Consider the following 16,873-nt stretch of genomic DNA (forward strand, 5'->3'; position numbering starts at 1 on the left):
GCCGGACAGCTGTGACACAACGTCGGAGATCGGGCCGCCGGAGACTGGTCAAGGCCGGGGCGCAGGCGCATGCTGTTGCCCGTGAACGCCGCCGGCGGCCCGATCCGCCCGACAAACAAGACGCAGGACCCCAGGATAATGACCCAGACCAGACGCCTCGGCAGCAGCGGCCCGATGGTTTCCGCCCTCGGTCTCGGCTGCATGGGCATGAGCCAGTCCTATGGCGCGACCGATGACGCCGAATCGATCGCGACCATCCACCGTGCCATCGATCTCGGCTGCAGTTTTCTCGACACGGCAGAAGTTTATGGGCCCTTCCTCAATGAAAGTCTGATCGGACGCGCCCTGGCCGGAACGACCTCCACCGGTCCCCTGCGCGACCGGGTGGTGATCGCCACCAAATTCGGCTGGAAGATCGAGGGCGGCCGCAGCATCGGCGTCGACAGCCGGCCGGAGCGGATCGTTCAGGCGGTGGAAGGCTCGCTCTCGCGCCTCGGCACCGACCATATCGACCTGCTTTATCAGCACCGCGTGGATCCGGCCGTGCCGATCGAGGAGGTGGCCGGCACCGTGGCCGATCTGGTGAAGGCCGGCAAGGTGCTGCATTTCGGCCTGTCGGAAGCCTCGGCGGCGACCATCACCCGGGCCCATTCGGTGCTGCCGGTTGCGGCCCTGCAAAGCGAATACTCGCTTTGGGAACGCGACCTCGAAGCCGGGATCATCCCGACCCTGCGCCGGTTGGGCATTGCCCTGGTGCCCTTCGCGCCGCTCGGCCGCGGCTTCCTGACCGGTAGCGTCACCCGCGCCGAAGACTATCCCGAAGGCGATCGCCGTCGCACCGACCCGCGACTGATCGGCGCCAATTACGATGCCAACATGGCGGCCGCCGCGACGGTGCGCGAGATCGCGACCGAACGCGGTGTCACCCCGGGCCGTGTCGCGCTCGCCTGGCTGCTCGGCCGGGGCGACGACGTGATCCCCATTCCCGGCACCCGCCGCCGCAGCCATCTGGAAGACAACTGGGCGGCCCTGGACCTGGCGCTCACGGCAGAAGAGACCGCCCGCCTCGACGCAGCCCTGCCGCCGGGCATCACCGCCGGCCCGCGCTACGGTGAGCGCGAGATGGGGTATGTCGACCGCTGATACCCGCACCTGAACGCAAAAAACCCGGCTGATGCGCGTCGCATCAGCCGGGTTTTTCATGTCGGTCTGTCGATCTGGCGCAGCTCAGAACGGAATTTCGTCATCCAGATCGTTCGAGCCGCCGCCGCCACCGGCACCGCCGCGACCGCCACCGGACGAGCCGCCGCCGTAATCCGAGCCGTAATCGTCATAGCCACCGCCGAAGCCGCCGCCGCCCTGGCCACCGCCCATGCCGCCACCCTGGCCGCCACGACCACCGCCATAGCCGCCACCGCCACCCCGGCGACCGCCGCCGCCCTGGCCGCCGCCGAAGCCGCCGCCCGACCCACCGCCGAAATCGTCGCCGCCGCCGAATTCAGCGCCACCGCCACCTTCGCCGCGGCCATCGAGCATGGTCAGCTCGCCACGGAAGCGCTGCAGCACCACCTCGGTGGTGTACTTCTCCTGGCCCTGCTGATCGGTCCATTTGCGGGTCTGAAGCGCCCCTTCGACATAGACCTTCGAGCCCTTGCGCAGGAACTTTTCCGCCACTTCGGCCAGGCGCTCGTTGAAGATCACCACGCGGTGCCACTCGGTCCGCTCGCGGCGCTCGCCGCTCTGGCGGTCCCGCCAGTTCTCGCTGGTCGCGACCGCAAGGTTCACGATCTTCATGCCGTCCTGGGTGCTGCGCACCTCCGGGTCCCGGCCCAGATTGCCGATCAGGATCACCTTGTTGACGCTGCCAGCCATGGCTCTGTCTTCCCTCGACCTAACGGTTGGAGGCGCCGCACCGACAAGGGGGCGCCCGCGAATTGGCCGCATCCTGCGACAGCCGGTCCCATCCTGCAATCGGCTATTCTGTGTCTGATGACTGGACCGCCCGCCACGCGCTAGGCTGAGCCTGCATCTCAACCGCCGGGGACCCTGCGCATGAGCGAACGCGGCACCACCATTGCGATCATCGGGGCCGGTTTCAGCGGGGCCCTGCTTGCCGTACACCTGCTGGACCGCTGCCGGCGGACGGACAGGATCCTGCTGGTCGAGCGGAACAGCCAGTTCGGCCGCGGCGTCGCCTATGCCACCGGCAATCCGCACCACCTGCTCAACGTCCGGGCCGGCAATATGAGCGCCTTTCCCGACCAGCCGGGCCATTTCGTCCAGTGGCTGGAGGCGAACCGCAGCACCCTCACCGCCTTCCTGCCCGACGGCCCGGCCGGGCGCGACAGTTTCGTGCCGCGGCGGATTTATGGCTCCTACATTCAGGATCTGATCGGCGACCGGATCTGGCGCCAGGGCAAGGCCATGAATCTGCAGCTGATCCATGATGCCGCCGTGCGGCTCGACGCCGTGGAGGGCGGCGGTTTCGCGATGCAGGTCGATGGCGGTCGCAGCTATCGCGTCGATGCTGCCGTGCTGGCGCTCGGCAACTTCCCGCCCGGCTGCGATATGCCGGCCGGCCCCGCCTATGCGCCGGATCCATGGGCGCCGAACGCCCTCGACGGGCTGGATCGGGAGGCCGACGTCATCCTGGTCGGCACTGGCCTGACTGCGGTCGACGTCGTGATCAGCCTGCTGGACCGCGGCCATCGCGGCACCATTCATGCCATCTCTCGCCGTGGGCTGCTGCCCCGTGCCCATGCCCCGGTGCCGGCCCCCATCCCCTCACTCACGCCGGAAACCGCGCCCGACCGGCTCAGCGCCCTGGTGAAGACCGTGCGTCAGGCCGTGCGGGCGGCAGAAGCCGATCTGTCGACCCGCGGCCATGGCGGCGGCTGGCGGGCGGTGATCGACGGGCTGCGGCCGGTGACACAGCCGCTCTGGCAGGGGCTGGCTCCCGAAGAGAAGCGCCGTTTCCTGCGCCATCTCCGCCCCTGGTGGGACAGTCATCGCCATCGCATGGCGCCGGATGTCGCGGACCGCATCGCCGATGCGCGCGCCCGCGGCCAGCTGCTGATCCGGGCCATGCGCATCCGCGCCCGCCATGTGACGCCCGACCGGGTCGCCTTCGACCTGATCCCGCGGGGCGGCGGGGCGGTGGAACGCATCGTGGCCGCCCGCGCCATCGATTGCACGGGCCCCGGATCCGACCTCGCCTGCACGCCCGAGCCCCTGCTGGCCGGCCTGTTCGCCCGTGGCGCCATCCGGGCCGATGCGCTGGCGCTCGGCCTCGATGTCGACACGGATCTGCGCGTCATCTCGGCCGACGGCATGGCAAATCGCCGGCTCGCCGCCCTGGGGCCGCTCACCAAGGGCGTGTTCTGGGAAAGCACCGCCGTACCCGACATCCGCAACCAGGTCGCCGCCCTCGCCCGCAGCCTTGCGGAAGAGCTGATGGAATAAACTAAAATATAATGTGAAATAACTCATAAAACATCATGTTCGTGTTTAATTGTTGACATCCACGGCTGCGGATGCACATTCTCGTCACACATCCCGGATGGGCTGCGTGCGTGGGGGAGAATATGTCCGAAGGCGACCGGCCTGAGGGCACGCCCCACAGTCTGCGCAGCACACCGGCCCGCGAGCTTCCCATCCCCGCCTTTCTGGAGCCTGCCAGATGAAGCGCCTCGCTTTTGCCGCCGCCCTCGCGCTCGGCCTCGCCGCCGGCGCGCCGGCGCGGGCCGCCGACGACACCCTCCTCAACGCGTCTTACGACATCGCGCGCGAGCTGTTCGCCGAGATCAACGAGAGCTTCGTGCCGGCCTGGAAGGCTGAAACCGGTCGCTCGATCGAGGTGAACCAGTCCCATGCCGGCACCTCGCGCCAGGCCCGTGCAATCCTCGAAGGGCTGAAGGCAGATGTCGTAACCTTCAACCAGGTCACCGACATCGACTTCCTGGTGAAGCATGGCGGCCTGATTCAGCCGGGCTGGCAGTCGGAACTGCCGAACAACGCCTCGCCCTGGTATTCGATGCCGTCTTTCCTGGTGCGTAAGGGCAACCCCAAGAACATCAAGGACTGGTCTGATCTGGTCCGCGACGGGGTGGAGATCGTCTTCCCGAACCCCAAGACCTCGGGCAATGCGCGCTATACCTATCTGGCCGCCTATGCCTATGGTCTGGATGCCTTCAAGGGCGACGTCGCGAAGACCGACGAATTCGTGTCGCAGATCTTCGGCCATGTTGCGGTGTTCGACACCGGCGGACGCGGTGCCACCACCACCTTCGTCGAGCGCGGCATCGGCGATGTGCTGATCACCTTCGAGGCCGAGACCAACCTGATCCGCAAGGAATATGGCGAGGACGACTACGAGGTCGTGACGCCGTCGCAGAGCCTGGTGGCCGAATTCCCGGTCGCCGTGGTCGACAAAGTCGTCGACGAGCGGGGCAGCCGCAAGGCAGCCGAAGGCTATCTGAACTTCCTCTACGGCAAGCAGGTTCAGGAGATCGCGGCGAAGCGCTACAACCGCGTGGTCGACCCCGAGATCGCCGCGAAGTATGCCGGCCAGTTCCCCGAGCTGAAGCTGGTTCGCGTCGAAGACGTCTTCGGCGGCTGGGACAAGATCCAGGCCGAGCATTTCGCCGAGGGCGGTAAGCTCGACCAGCTCTTCGCGGCACAGAGCCGCTGATCCGGCCATGGCCACCGCTCTCTCGCGGTCCCGCGGCGTGCTGCCGGGCTTCGGCCTGACGCTCGGCATCACGCTGTTCTACACCGCAATCATCATCGCGCTGCCGATCTTCGCCCTGGTGCTCAAATCCGCGAGCCTGGGACCGGCGGAGTTCTGGGCGATCGTGACCTCGCGGCGGGCGGTGGCCACCTATCAGGTGACGCTGGGCGCCGCCGCCGGCGCCACCGTCTTCAATGCCGTCTTCGGCCTGCTGCTCGCCTGGGTGCTGGTGCGCTACCGCTTCCCCGGCCGCCGGGTGCTCGACGCTCTGGTCGATTTGCCCTTCGCCCTGCCCACCGCCGTGGCCGGCATCGCGCTTGCCAATCTGCTCGCCCCGACCGGCTGGCTCGGCGCGCCGCTCAAGGATCTGGGCATCAAGGTCGCATACACTCCGCTCGGCATCGCCGTCGCCATGGCCTTCACCAGCATTCCCTTCGTGGTGCGCACGGTTCAGCCAGTTCTGGAAGACCTGTCGCGCGAAGCGGAAGAGGCCGCCCATTCGCTGGGCGCCGCCGATCGGGCGATCTTCCTGCGCGTGATCATGCCGGCAATCCTGCCCGCCTTCCTGGCAGGTGCCGCCCTCGCCTTCGCCCGCAGCCTGGGCGAGTTCGGCGGCGTGATCTTCATTGCCGGCAACCGCCCCTTCCAGACCGAGATCACCGCCCTGCTCACCTTCATCCGGCTGGAAGAGTTCGATTATCCGGCCGCCGCGGCGATCGCGACCATGATCCTGGTCTGCGCCTTCGTGATGCTGCTGCTGATCAACATCCTGCAATTCTGGGCCGCCCGCCATTCAGGCCGGGGATGACAAGGACAGGATGAGGACTGGACGATGACCGATATCCCCGCCACCGCAAACCGCCATCAGAGCAGCCGCACCCCCGAAGCCTGGAAGGGGGTGGCGGGCGAAGGCTGGCTGCGCATCCTGCTCATCACCCTTGCCCTCGGCATCTCCGCCCTGTTTCTGGTGGTGCCGCTGGCGGTGATCTTCGCCCAGGCTTTTGCCGCCGGCATCGAGGGCTGGGCCTCGAATGTCGTCGCCCCCGACACGCTGCATGCGATCGGGCTCACCATCCTGACCGCCATCGTGGTGGTGCCGATCAATATCGGCTTCGGCCTCGCCGCCGCCTGGGCGATCGCCAAATTCACCTTCCCCGGACGCAAGCTGCTGATGACCGTGATCGAGCTTCCCTTCTCGATCTCGCCGATCGTCGCCGGCGTCGCCTATCTCTTCGTCTACGGCGCCCAGGGCCTGCTGGGGCCGACGCTCGACGCCGCCGGCATCCAGGTGATGTTCACCATCCCGGCCATCTTCCTGGTCAGCCTGTTCGTCACCAGCCCCTTCGTCGCCCGCGAACTGGTGCCGCTGATGCAGGCCCAGGGTACCGACGAGGAAGAGGCCGCCATCACCCTCGGCGCCTCGGGTCTCAAGACCTTCCTGCGCGTCACCCTGCCCAATGTGAAATGGGCACTGCTCTACGGCGCAATCCTGTGCAATGCGCGGGTGATGGGTGAATTCGGGGCCGTCTCGGTGGTCTCGGGCAATATCCGCGGCCAGACCAACACGCTGCCGCTCCAGGTTGAGCTGCTTTATAACGACTACAATGCCATCGGCGCCTTTGCGGCTGCCTCCACCCTCACCGTGCTCGCCCTGGTCACCATCCTGGCCAAGCTGATCGTCGAACGTCGGGCCGAAGGGGCCATTCGCCGCCGCGGCGGCGGTCATTGACAAGCGGCCACCAGCTCCATGAACCGTGCCGCCGGCGCCGTCATCGGCGCCGCGCGGTTGCGCACGATCTCGATCGATGACCGGTAGGCATAGCGTTCGGGCAGAATCGGCCGGATGCGCCCGGCATAGCCGGGCCGCCGGGTAAAGTGCGTCGGCAGGAAGGCCAGATAACGCCCTGACAGAACAAGGATCGCCAGGGCCTCGACGCTCTGTGCCTCGGCCGTGAACACGAAGCCGCGATGGGCGTCAGGGGTCTGCTCGGTCGAGACATAGCCGCGATGGGCATGTTCGGCGGCCCGAACCATATCGGGCGTCGGTTCCGCCACATCGAACAGCGGATGCCCCGCCCCGGCGCAAAGTTCCATCACCACCTCGCAGGCCGGGGCATAGGTGAACTGGGCAAGCCGGCGCGGGAAATAGCCGATCGCCAGATGCGCCGCACCGCCCAGCACCATTTCCTCCAGCCGTGCCGGTGAGGCCGTGTCGATGCTGACCCGCACACCCGGCGCGCCGTCCCTGAAGCGCGCGATCAGCGCGCTCAGGCTGAAACTCGGGTGGGTGATCAGGTTCTCCATCACCGCAAGGTTCAGCCTGCCGGTCATGCCTCCGCCCAGACCGCCAATCCGGGCCTGAAAATCCTCGATCTGGGCAAACAGCGCCTGCGCCGCCTCGTGCACCCGCCGGCCGTCCTCGGTGAGCGCGAAACCGCCGCGGCCCCGCCGGCACAACACAACCCCCAGCCGCTTCTCCAGCGTGCCGATCTGAATGCTGATCGTCGACGCGGCAACGTTGAGCGCGGCCTGAGCCGGCGCGAAGCCGCCCGCCTTCACCACCGCCAGGAAGACGCCCAGGAGCTTCAGATCCACCGTCGACAGGCTGGGCAGGGCCATGATCCGCTTCCTTTGATATTTATCGAAACGAGATTTATCACATCGATATTTATCGAAGCAAACCGGCCTTCTACGCTCGACATCAGAGGCATAAGACCAAGGGAGGCCGGACCTCAGATGACCGACACCATCACACCCGCATCCGCCGCCCCCGCCGGGGCACATACCGAAGGCTCGCGGCTCGACCCCGCTCTGGCCGAGGCGATCCTCGCCTCGGTGAAACAGGGCTTTGCAGAGCAGATCGCTTTCACCCAGGATCTGATCCGCCTGCCGTCACTGCGCGGCCGCGAGCACACCGCCCAGGACTTCATGGCGAAGACCCTCCGCGACCGCGGCTATGCCGTCGACCGCTGGGCGATCGATGTCGACGAGATCTGCCATCATCCGGGCTTCTCGCCGGTGAAGGTCGATTATCAGAACGCCCTCAACGTCGTCGGCACCCACCGGCCGCGCAACGAGACCGGCCGCTCGCTGATCCTGAACGGCCATATCGACGTCGTGCCCGAAGGGCCGCACGACATGTGGACCAACCCGCCCTACGAGCCGGTGATCGAGGGCGACTGGCTCTATGGCCGCGGATCGGGTGACATGAAGGCGGGCATCGCCGTCAATGTCTTCGCCATGGATGCCCTCCGGCGCCTCGGCTATCAGCCGGCCGCCACCGTCCATGTCCAGTCGGTGACGGAAGAGGAATGCACCGGCAATGGCGCCCTCGCCTGCCTGGTCCGCGGCTATCGCGCCGATGCCGCGATCATCCCCGAACCCGAAGACGAGATGCTGGTGCGGGCGAATGTCGGCGTGATCTGGTTCAAGGTCACCACGCGCGGCATCCCGGTCCATGTCCGCGAAGCAGGATCGGGCGCCAATGCGATCGAGGCCGCCTACCGGCTGATGCAGGCGCTGCGCCGGCTGGAGGCCGACTGGAACGCACGCAAGACCGCCCATCGCTATTTCGAAGAGCTGGATCACCCGATCAACCTCAATTTCGGCAAGATCGAAGGCGGCGACTGGGCATCCTCGGTGCCGGCCTGGTGCACCTTCGATTGCCGGGTCTCGATCTATCCCGGCGTGGATCCCCGCGATGCCGCCGCAGAAATCGAGGCCTGCCTGTCCGAAGCCGCCAAGGGCGACGCCTTCCTGGCCAACAACCCGCCCGAGATCGACTACAACGGCTTCTTCGCCGAAGGCTATGTTCTGGAAGAAGGCAGCGATGCCGAAAAGACCCTGGGGCGCGCCCATGCCCGCGCCTTCAGCCGTGGGCTGGAGAGCTTCGTGACGCCCAGCTATCTGGACGGCCGGGTTTTCGTGCTCTACGGCGACTGCCCCTGCCTCGTCTATGGCCCCATCACGGCGGGCGTCCATGGTTTCGACGAGCGGGTCTCCCTCGCCTCGATGGAGCGCGTCACCGGTGCCATCGCCCTCTTCATCGCCGAATGGTGCGGCCTCGAAAAAATTGATGCATAAGCATCGGAGCAACGTCATCTAATCTATACAATAGACCTGAACTCTTGCATGGCGGGGGTTCAGGTTTTTTCATTTTGTCGAACATCGATCGATTTTCTGGCGCACTTAAAAGAATTGATAAGGTTTTCGGGGCAGGATGATCCTCACTTAAGCCGGTCGAAGAAGGGAGTGTCCCCATGCCCCGTACCGTCATCCCTCCCCGTTCCCATCGCCGCGTGCCGGCCTCCACCGCCGCGCATAACCCTCTGCCGCTGATGATGAAGGCCGGTCTCGCCGCCGGCATCGCCTTCGCAGCACTCTGCCTTGCCCTGCCCGTGCGTGCCGAAGGGCCGCCGGCCGAACTGGAGGCAGGGCTTGCCAAGGTCGATGCCGGCCTGATGCACCAGCTCGTGACCGATCCCGGGATCATCGCCGCGATCCGGGCGCAGAACACGGCCAATGCCGGGCTGACCGAGGCCGATATCCTGGCGCAGGACAAGGCCTGGCGCGCAGAGGTCGGCACCGCCAGCACGCCCACCATCTCGGCCGTCGCGTCCAATCCGGCCTCGGCCATTCTGCACAAGGCCAAGGAAGGCTCTGAGGGGCTGATCACCGAGGCCTTCGTCATGGACAACCGGGGCCTGAATGTCGGTATGAGCGACACCACCTCGGACTATTGGCAGGGCGACGAGCCGAAATGGCAGGAGACCTTCCTCAAGGGGCCGGGCGCCCGCCATGTCTCTGACGTCGATTTCGACGACAGCAGTCAGACTTACATCATCCAGCTCAGCGAGCCGGTGATCGACCCCGACAGCGGCAAACCGATCGGGGCCCTCACCCTCGGCCTCGATGCCGAGGCGCTCGGCAATCTCTGACGGCCGACGCCCCTCCGAATCCCTGATCGTTCCAGCCCCTGTGCCTGCCGACGGCCGCGATCTCTCCCCGGATCGCGGCCGCCCGGATGCCCCTTGCCCAAATGCCCCTTGCCCAGACGCCCCTTGCCCAGGCGCCCCTCGCCCAGACGCCTTTTTGCCCAGACGGAGGCCCGAAACATGTCCCCAAAGCTCCGCCGCCGCCCGGTGAAACTGCATCTGCGCATCACGATCATGACCGTCATCATGGTCGGCATGGTTCTCACCGCCATCGGCCTTCGTGAAGCCTTCAGCCGGGCCGACGCGCTCTCCGATGCCTTCCGCCGATCCGACCGGACGCTCACCGACATGCTTGCGGGCCAGGTGTCGGGCGGCGTGCAATACGCCAAGGCGGCCGGCATCCAGGCGATCGTCGGCCCGCTGATGGAGCGCGACGGCAACCGCCTCGCCTCCTTCGCCGCCTTCTCGCTCGACGGCAGCCAGATCGTCGCCGTGGATGATCCGCGCCTGACGGCAGCCGATCTCGCCGCCCTTCACGGCCGCGCCGCCGCGGCCCTCGATCGGGGCGAAGCCTATGACGAAGAGACATCGGCAGCCACGCTGCTGGTGCGCCCGGTCTTCGCCGGCAAGGATCAGAAACTGGTCGGTGCCGTTGCGGCCGCATGGTCGCTGGCGGAGGTCGAGGCCGCAACCGCGACCGCCCTGCGGCAGAGCGCCCTTCTGACCGGAGTGGCCATGCTGGCGCTCATGATCGCCCTGATCCTGGGGCTGCGCACCCTGCTTGCCCGCCCGCTCGCCCGTGCGATCGGCGCGATGCGCGACCTGGCCGGCGGCCGCACCACGGTCGAGCTGGGCGGGCTCGACCGGCGCGATGAATTGGGCGAGATGGCGCGCGCGCTGCTGGTCTTCCGCGACGGCATGGCCGAAACCGAGCGACTGCGCGAGGTCAACGAGACCCAGCGCCTTCAGGCCGAGGCCGAGAAGGCCGCCGCAATGGACCGCCTGGCCGCCGATTTCGAGCGTTCGATCGGCGAAGTGGTCGCCGCCGTGCGGCAATCTTCGGAACAGATGCGCGACACCGCGCGCGCCATGAGTGCCGGTGTCGATCAGGCCCGCGAGACCAGTTCCGGCGTCGCCGGCTCGGCCGGCGAAACCGCCCGCAGCGTCCAGACCGTGGCGGGGTCGACCGAACAGCTGAGCGCCGCGATCAGCGACATCCTCCGCCAGGTGGCGGAAGGTTCCACCATCACCACCGAGGCGGTGGGTGAAGCCCGCCGCTCGAACCACACCGTGACCGGGCTGGTGGAGGCCGCCAACCAGATCGGCGAAGTCGTCCGCCTGATCAGCGACATCGCGGAACAGACCAATCTTCTCGCCCTCAACGCCACGATCGAGGCTGCCCGTGCCGGCGAGGCCGGAAAAGGCTTCGCGGTCGTGGCCTCCGAAGTGAAGAGCCTCGCCACCCAGACCAGCCGCGCCACCGCCGATATCGATGCGCGCATCGCCCAGATCCGCACGGTCGCAAGCGAAGCCGCCACCACGATCAGCACGGTCGGTGCGACCATCGACCGGATCAGCCAGGTGGTGGAGGGCATCTCGGGCGCGGTCGACCGCCAGCGCAGCGCCACCAGCGAGATCGCCGCCTCGATCGGCCAGGCGGCGGCCGGGGCGGACCGGGTCAGCACCGAGATCGGCCGTGTCTCGCGGACCGCCGAGGATACCGGCGTCATGGCGCGGCGGGTGCTCGACACCTCGACGGCGCTCGTCGAGGAAGGCCAGCAGTTGACCGCCCGCGTCGGCGCCTTCATCCGCCATATCCGCGAGGCCTGAGCCGCGGCCCTGATATGCCACATCCCGGCGCAGCCATGCCGTCAGCGCATGGCTGCCGCCATGGCTGCGGCGAATATACCGGGCCTCCTGACATGATTTGCCACGTGACGATCAGGCATCCGTGCACTATTTGTTCGTGTGCTGCCCTGCAGCGCGGGGCGCTGGAACGACATCCGGCCGGCGAGGCACATGGTGCGGGATCAGATGCGCGACACGACCAGACTGATCAGCGTCCGCGGGGCGCGGGAACATAATCTCAAGGACGTCGACGTCGATATTCCGCGCGACCGGCTGGTGGTGATCACCGGCCTCAGCGGCTCCGGCAAGTCGTCGCTGGCCTTCGACACCATCTATGCCGAAGGTCAGCGCCGCTATGTCGAAAGCCTGTCCGCCTATGCCCGTCAGTTCCTTGAGCTGATGCAGAAGCCGGACGTCGAGCGCATCGACGGTCTGTCACCCGCCATTTCGATCGAGCAGAAGACCACCTCGCGCAACCCGCGCTCGACGGTGGGCACGGTCACCGAGATCTACGACTATATGCGCCTGCTCTGGGCGCGGGTCGGCATCCCCTATTCTCCCGCCACCGGCCTGCCGATCGAGAGCCAGACGGTCAGCCAGATGGTCGACCGGATGATGGAGATGGGCGACGGCACCCGCCTGCTGCTGCTCGCCCCCGTGGTGCGCGGCCGCAAGGGCGAGTACCGCAAGGAACTGGCCGAGCTGATGAAGCGCGGCTTCACCCGGGTGAAGATCGACGGTGAGATCCACGAGATCGAAGACGCGCCCGCGCTCGACAAAAAGCGCAAGCACGACATCGAGGTGGTGGTCGACCGCATCGTCATCCGCGAGGGGCTGGGCAACCGGCTGGCCGACAGCGTCGAGACCGCGCTCGACCTCGCCGACGGCATCATGATCGCCGAGAATGCCGACACCGGCGATCGCACGACCTTCTCGGCTCGCTTCGCCTGCCCGGTTTCCGGCTTCACCATTGACGAGATCGAACCCCGGCTGTTCAGCTTCAACAACCCCTATGGTGCCTGCCCGGATTGCGACGGGCTGGGGGTGAAAAGCCATTTCGATCCCGAACTGGTGGTGCCGGACCCGTCGCTGGGCCTGCGAGACGGCGCAATCGCGCCCTGGGCCAAGTCGACCACCCAGTTCTACAACCAGACGCTCGCCGGCATCGCCGCGCATTACAAGGTGACGCTGACCCAGTCCTGGGAGAAACTGCCCGACCGGGTCCGCCAGGCGATTCTGTTCGGCAGCGGCGAAGAGGCCATCAAGATCCGCTATGAAGACGGTGCGCGCAACTACACCGTCGACCGGCCGTTCGAAGGCGTGATCCCCAATCTGGAGCGGCGCTGGCGCGAGACCGACAGTGCCTTCATCCGCGAAGAGCTGTCACGCTTCCAGGGCAACCGCCCCTGCGAAACCTGCGGCGGCCAGCGCCTGAAGGATACGGCGCTCGCGGTCAAGATCGACATGAAGAACATCGCCGAAGTCTCCGCCCTGTCGATCGGCGAGGCACGATCCTGGTTCGGCGCCCTCGACGGCCGCCTGGATGCCAAGCGCCAGGAAATCGCCCAGCGGATCCTGAAGGAGATCAACGAGCGGCTGCGCTTCCTCACCGAAGTGGGGCTGGACTATCTCACCCTCGCCCGCGGCTCCGGCTCGCTGTCGGGTGGTGAAAGCCAGCGCATCCGCCTGGCCTCGCAGATCGGCTCGCGCCTGACCGGCGTGCTCTACGTGCTCGACGAACCCTCGATCGGCCTGCATCAGCGCGATAACGACCGACTGCTGGCGGCGCTGAAGGATCTCCGCGATCTGGGCAATTCGGTGCTGGTGGTGGAGCATGACGAGGATGCGATCCGCGCCGCCGACCATGTCATCGACATGGGCCCCGGCGCGGGCGAGCATGGCGGCAAGGTGGTGGCGGAAGGCACCCCGGCCGAGATCATGGCCAATCCGGCGTCGCTCACCGGCCGCTATCTCACCGGTTCCAGGCTGATCCCGGTACCGGAGGAGCGGCGCAAGGGCACGGGCGAGAGCATCACCCTGGTCGGCGCCCGTTCCAACAACCTCCACGACGTCACCGCAAGCTTCCCCCTCGGCACCTTCACCTGCGTCACCGGCGTCTCGGGCGGCGGCAAGTCGACGCTGGTGATCGAAACGCTCTACCAGGCCATCGCCCGCCGGCTGAACGGCGCCCGCACCCATCCGGGCCAGCACGACCGCATCGACGGGCTGGAGCATATCGACAAGATCATCAACATCGACCAGTCGCCGATCGGCCGCACCCCCCGGTCGAACCCGGCGACCTATGTCGGCCTGTTCACCCAGATCCGCGACTGGTTCGCCGGCCTGCCCGAGGCGAAGGCGCGCGGATACAAGCCGGGCCGCTTCTCGTTCAACGTCAAGGGCGGGCGCTGCGAGGCCTGCCAGGGCGATGGCGTGATCCGGATCGAGATGCACTTCCTGCCCGACGTCTATGTCCAGTGCGACGCCTGCAAGGGCAAGCGCTACAACCGCGAGACGCTCGAGGTTCAGTTCAAGGGCAAGTCGATCGCCGACGTGCTCGACATGACCGTCGACGAAGGGCTGGACTTCTTCCAGGCCATGCCGTCGATCCGCGAGAAGCTTCGCACCATCGCCGAGGTCGGGCTCGGCTATATCCGCCTCGGCCAATCCGCCACCACGCTGTCGGGGGGTGAGGCCCAACGTGTGAAGCTCGCCAAAGAGCTGTCGCGGCGGGCGACCGGACGGACACTCTATATCCTGGACGAGCCGACCACAGGTCTGCACTTCGACGACGTCCGCAAACTGCTCGAAGTCCTCCATACCCTGGTCGACCAGGGCAATACCGTGGTGGTCATCGAGCACAATCTGGATGTCATCAAGACCGCGGACTGGCTGATCGATATGGGCCCCGAGGGCGGGTCCGGCGGGGGGCGCATCGTGGCAGAGGGCACGCCCGAGGATGTGATCCACAATCCCGCCAGCCATACCGGACACTATCTGGGCCGGCATCTCGCCATGGAAGACGCAAAACGCGGCGGCGACCAGATCATTTCAGCTGAATGAAGGATAGATGCCGGATCAATTAAATCGACCTTCACCATAAATTTCATCGGATTTGCGAGATTCTCCCCGATTTTGCGCCTGCCATCTGCTCCGGATGTGCGCAAATGGACCGATTCCGCAAAAAATGTTGACTGTGGAACGCGGGTGACTTGCCGTCACCGGCATCCTGTCATAGCGTGGGCACAGGACGGAACGCGCCGCGGTCAGAACTGCGCGTCCGGCCTGTAGCAGAATGTGTTGATCGGGACAGACCGGGGGGTTTGCCACATGCTCGGAGCATCGGCGGCGAAGAACGATTCATTCGCGCAACATGCGGGCACCACACGCCACGGAGACTCCGTCCATACATTGCCCGCCATACTCGCCGCCAGTGATCCCCGCGCCCCGGGCCTTGCCGGGCTTGCACCCGATGCCGCCGCCCAGGGCATCGCCCGTATCGGTCGCCGTCTGCTCACCGATGCGGCCCGTCCTGCGAACGGGGGCGACGCCGCCCACCCGGCCCAGGCACCGGCCCCCGCCGATATGGCGATGATTGCCGACACCATCGCCGATCTGATCTCGCGCGGTGCCCAGCGTCGGGAGCTGACCCAGCCGATGATCGCCCCGGCCGAGGCGCGGCGCCGCGCCGGTCTGGTGACCGCCCTTCTGGTGGGCGGCGCGCTGTTCGCCCTCACCGGGCGCGACGGCGTCACCTCCGATGCCGCCCGCCCCGATGACGTGGCGGTGATCGTGGCGGCCCTTGGCCTTGCCGGCTTTCATGCCGCCAGCGCACCCGCCGCTCTCGAATCCGCCAGCCGCGCACCGCGCCGGGTCTGACCGCAGGCCCGCAAGCTGCGGCTCCCGCTTGAGGGTCGGGCCCGACTGTAATATGTCCTGGGGCGACGGCTCGTCTCCGCCGTCGGCCACAGGAAAGGTTGGTGCCCGTGAAGACCTCTGCCCCGGTTCACATCGCTCCCGTCCATGTCGTGGGCGGCGGTCTTGCCGGTTCCGAGGCCGCCTGGCAGCTGCTGCAGTCAGGCGTGCCGGTGATCCTGCACGAGATGCGCCCGGTCAGAAAGACCGAGGCCCACGCGACCGACGGTCTGGCGGAACTGGTCTGTTCGAACTCTTTCCGGTCCGACGACGCCACCTCGAATGCGGTAGGCGTGCTGCATGCCGAAATGCGACGGGCCGACAGCGTGATCATGGCGGCGGCCGATGCCCATCAGGTGCCGGCGGGCGGCGCGCTGGCCGTCGACCGCCACGGCTTTTCGGCCGCGGTTGAAGAACGGCTGCGCGCCCATCCGCTGCTGGAGATCCGTCGGGAAGAGGTCACCGGCCTGCCGCCGGCGGATTGGGGGCGGACGATCGTCGCCACCGGCCCGCTGACATCCCCCGCCCTTGCCGAGGCGGTGCGGGCGGCGACGGGCGAAGACAGCCTCGCCTTCTTCGACGCCATTGCGCCGATCGTCCATCGCGACAGCATCGATTTCGACATCGCCTGGATGCAGTCGCGCTACGACAAGCCGGGACCGGGTGGCACCGGTGCCGATTACGTCAACTGCCCGCTCGACCGCGAGACCTATGAAGCCTTCATTGCCGCGATCATTGGTGGCGAGAAGACCGACTTCAAGGAGTGGGAGAAGTCGACGCCCTATTTCGAAGGCTGCCTGCCGATCGAAGTGATGGCGGAACGTGGCCCCGAGACGCTGCGCTTCGGCCCGATGAAGCCGGTCGGCCTCACCGACCCGCGCACCGGCCGCTCGCCCCATGCCGTGGTCCAGCTGCGCCAGGACAATGCCTCGGGCACGCTCTGGAACATGGTCGGCTTCCAGACCAAGCTGAAATACGGCGAACAGGGCCGGATCTTCCGGATGATCCCGGGCCTGCAGAACGCCGAATTCGCCCGGCTGGGCGGCATCCACCGCAACACTTTCATCAACAGCCCGCGGGTGCTGGACGGGGTGATGCGGCTGAAGGCGGCCCCGCATCTGCGGTTTGCAGGCCAGGTGACCGGCGTCGAAGGCTATGTCGAAAGCGCGGCCATGGGTCTGCTTGCCGGCCGCTTCGCCGCGGCCGAAGCGCTGGGCCGGGAGATCGTGCCGCCGCCCGCCACCACTGCCATGGGTGCCTTGCTCGCCCATATCACCGGCGCCGCGAACCCCGACACCTTCCAGCCGATGAACGTGAATTTCGGCCTGTTTGCGCCGCTCGAAGGCAAGATCCGCAAGAATGAGCGCAAGCAGGTGATGGCCCGCCGGGCGCTCGAAGACATCGCAGCCTGGGCCGATGCCCGGCCCGCGGCCGCCTGAGGACCGAT

At 67.0% G+C, this 16,873-nt stretch carries 13 protein-coding genes; 11 read left to right on the forward strand and 2 right to left on the reverse strand.

The genetic code is table 11. The annotated features are described in order from the left end of the window. The first annotated feature begins 138 nt into the window (after nucleotides 1-138). Nucleotides 139-1,143, forward strand: a complete 1,005-nt coding sequence (locus WI697_RS22340; RefSeq protein ID WP_386000041.1) for an aldo/keto reductase — start codon at nucleotides 139-141, stop codon at nucleotides 1,141-1,143. An 84-nt stretch (nucleotides 1,144-1,227) separates the two neighbouring features. Here the strand turns inward: WI697_RS22340 and ssb are convergent, their stop codons facing one another. Further along, nucleotides 1,228-1,872, reverse strand: a complete 645-nt coding sequence (gene ssb, locus WI697_RS22345) for a single-stranded DNA-binding protein (protein ID WP_345959976.1) — start codon at nucleotides 1,870-1,872, stop codon at nucleotides 1,228-1,230. A gap of 180 nt (nucleotides 1,873-2,052) precedes the next feature. On the opposite strand from ssb, the gene WI697_RS22350 reads away from it, so the two are divergent. The 4 genes from WI697_RS22350 to cysW all read left to right on the forward strand — a co-directional run bounded on the left by WI697_RS22350 (nucleotide 2,053) and on the right by cysW (nucleotide 6,458). After that, complete coding sequence (locus WI697_RS22350) at nucleotides 2,053-3,462, forward strand: FAD/NAD(P)-binding protein (protein ID WP_345959977.1); 1,410 nt, start codon at nucleotides 2,053-2,055, stop codon at nucleotides 3,460-3,462. A gap of 217 nt (nucleotides 3,463-3,679) precedes the next feature. Beyond that, nucleotides 3,680-4,690 carry a sulfate ABC transporter substrate-binding protein gene (locus WI697_RS22355; protein WP_062761309.1) on the forward strand — a complete coding sequence of 337 codons (1,011 nt, stop codon included), beginning with the start codon at nucleotides 3,680-3,682 and terminating at the stop codon, nucleotides 4,688-4,690. Nucleotides 4,691-4,697: 7 nt separating this feature from the next. Then, nucleotides 4,698-5,537 carry a sulfate ABC transporter permease subunit CysT gene (gene cysT / locus WI697_RS22360; RefSeq protein WP_345959978.1) on the forward strand — a complete coding sequence of 280 codons (840 nt, stop codon included), beginning with the start codon at nucleotides 4,698-4,700 and terminating at the stop codon, nucleotides 5,535-5,537. Nucleotides 5,538-5,561: 24 nt separating this feature from the next. Next, a complete protein-coding gene (gene cysW / locus WI697_RS22365) occupies nucleotides 5,562-6,458 on the forward strand; it encodes a sulfate ABC transporter permease subunit CysW (protein WP_197465004.1) in 897 nt (298 codons plus the stop codon). Here cysW and WI697_RS22370 read toward each other — a convergent pair. Beyond that, complete coding sequence (locus tag WI697_RS22370) at nucleotides 6,452-7,348, reverse strand: LysR family transcriptional regulator (RefSeq protein ID WP_296712320.1); 897 nt, start codon at nucleotides 7,346-7,348, stop codon at nucleotides 6,452-6,454. The two genes, cysW and WI697_RS22370, sit on opposite strands and share 7 nt — an antisense overlap. 117 nt (nucleotides 7,349-7,465) lie before the next feature. Here WI697_RS22370 and WI697_RS22375 point away from each other — a divergent pair, with 117 nt between their 5' ends. The 6 genes from WI697_RS22375 to trmFO all read left to right on the forward strand — a co-directional run bounded on the left by WI697_RS22375 (nucleotide 7,466) and on the right by trmFO (nucleotide 16,865). After that, complete coding sequence (locus WI697_RS22375; RefSeq protein WP_345959979.1) at nucleotides 7,466-8,812, forward strand: ArgE/DapE family deacylase; 1,347 nt, start codon at nucleotides 7,466-7,468, stop codon at nucleotides 8,810-8,812. A gap of 176 nt (nucleotides 8,813-8,988) precedes the next feature. Continuing rightward, a complete protein-coding gene (locus tag WI697_RS22380) occupies nucleotides 8,989-9,666 on the forward strand; it encodes a cache domain-containing protein (RefSeq protein ID WP_345959980.1) in 678 nt (225 codons plus the stop codon). Nucleotides 9,667-9,843: 177 nt separating this feature from the next. Next, the gene (locus WI697_RS22385) at nucleotides 9,844-11,493 is read left to right on the forward strand and encodes a methyl-accepting chemotaxis protein (protein WP_345959981.1); all 1,650 of its coding nucleotides are present in this window, start codon (nucleotides 9,844-9,846) and stop codon (nucleotides 11,491-11,493) included. Between the two features lie 204 nt (nucleotides 11,494-11,697). Further along, nucleotides 11,698-14,574 (forward strand): excinuclease ABC subunit UvrA, encoded by a 2,877-nt coding sequence (gene uvrA / locus WI697_RS22390; RefSeq protein WP_231889261.1) that lies wholly within the window; start codon nucleotides 11,698-11,700, stop codon nucleotides 14,572-14,574. Nucleotides 14,575-14,922: 348 nt separating this feature from the next. Beyond that, nucleotides 14,923-15,390 carry a hypothetical protein gene (locus WI697_RS22395; RefSeq protein ID WP_014745072.1) on the forward strand — a complete coding sequence of 156 codons (468 nt, stop codon included), beginning with the start codon at nucleotides 14,923-14,925 and terminating at the stop codon, nucleotides 15,388-15,390. Nucleotides 15,391-15,497: 107 nt separating this feature from the next. Further along, complete coding sequence (gene trmFO / locus WI697_RS22400) at nucleotides 15,498-16,865, forward strand: methylenetetrahydrofolate--tRNA-(uracil(54)-C(5))-methyltransferase (FADH(2)-oxidizing) TrmFO (protein WP_345959982.1); 1,368 nt, start codon at nucleotides 15,498-15,500, stop codon at nucleotides 16,863-16,865. The last annotated feature ends 8 nt before the right edge of the window (nucleotides 16,866-16,873 follow it).

The sequence above is a fragment of the Tistrella mobilis genome, assembly GCF_039634785.1.
Taxonomy (GTDB): Bacteria; Pseudomonadota; Alphaproteobacteria; order Tistrellales; family Tistrellaceae; genus Tistrella; species Tistrella mobilis.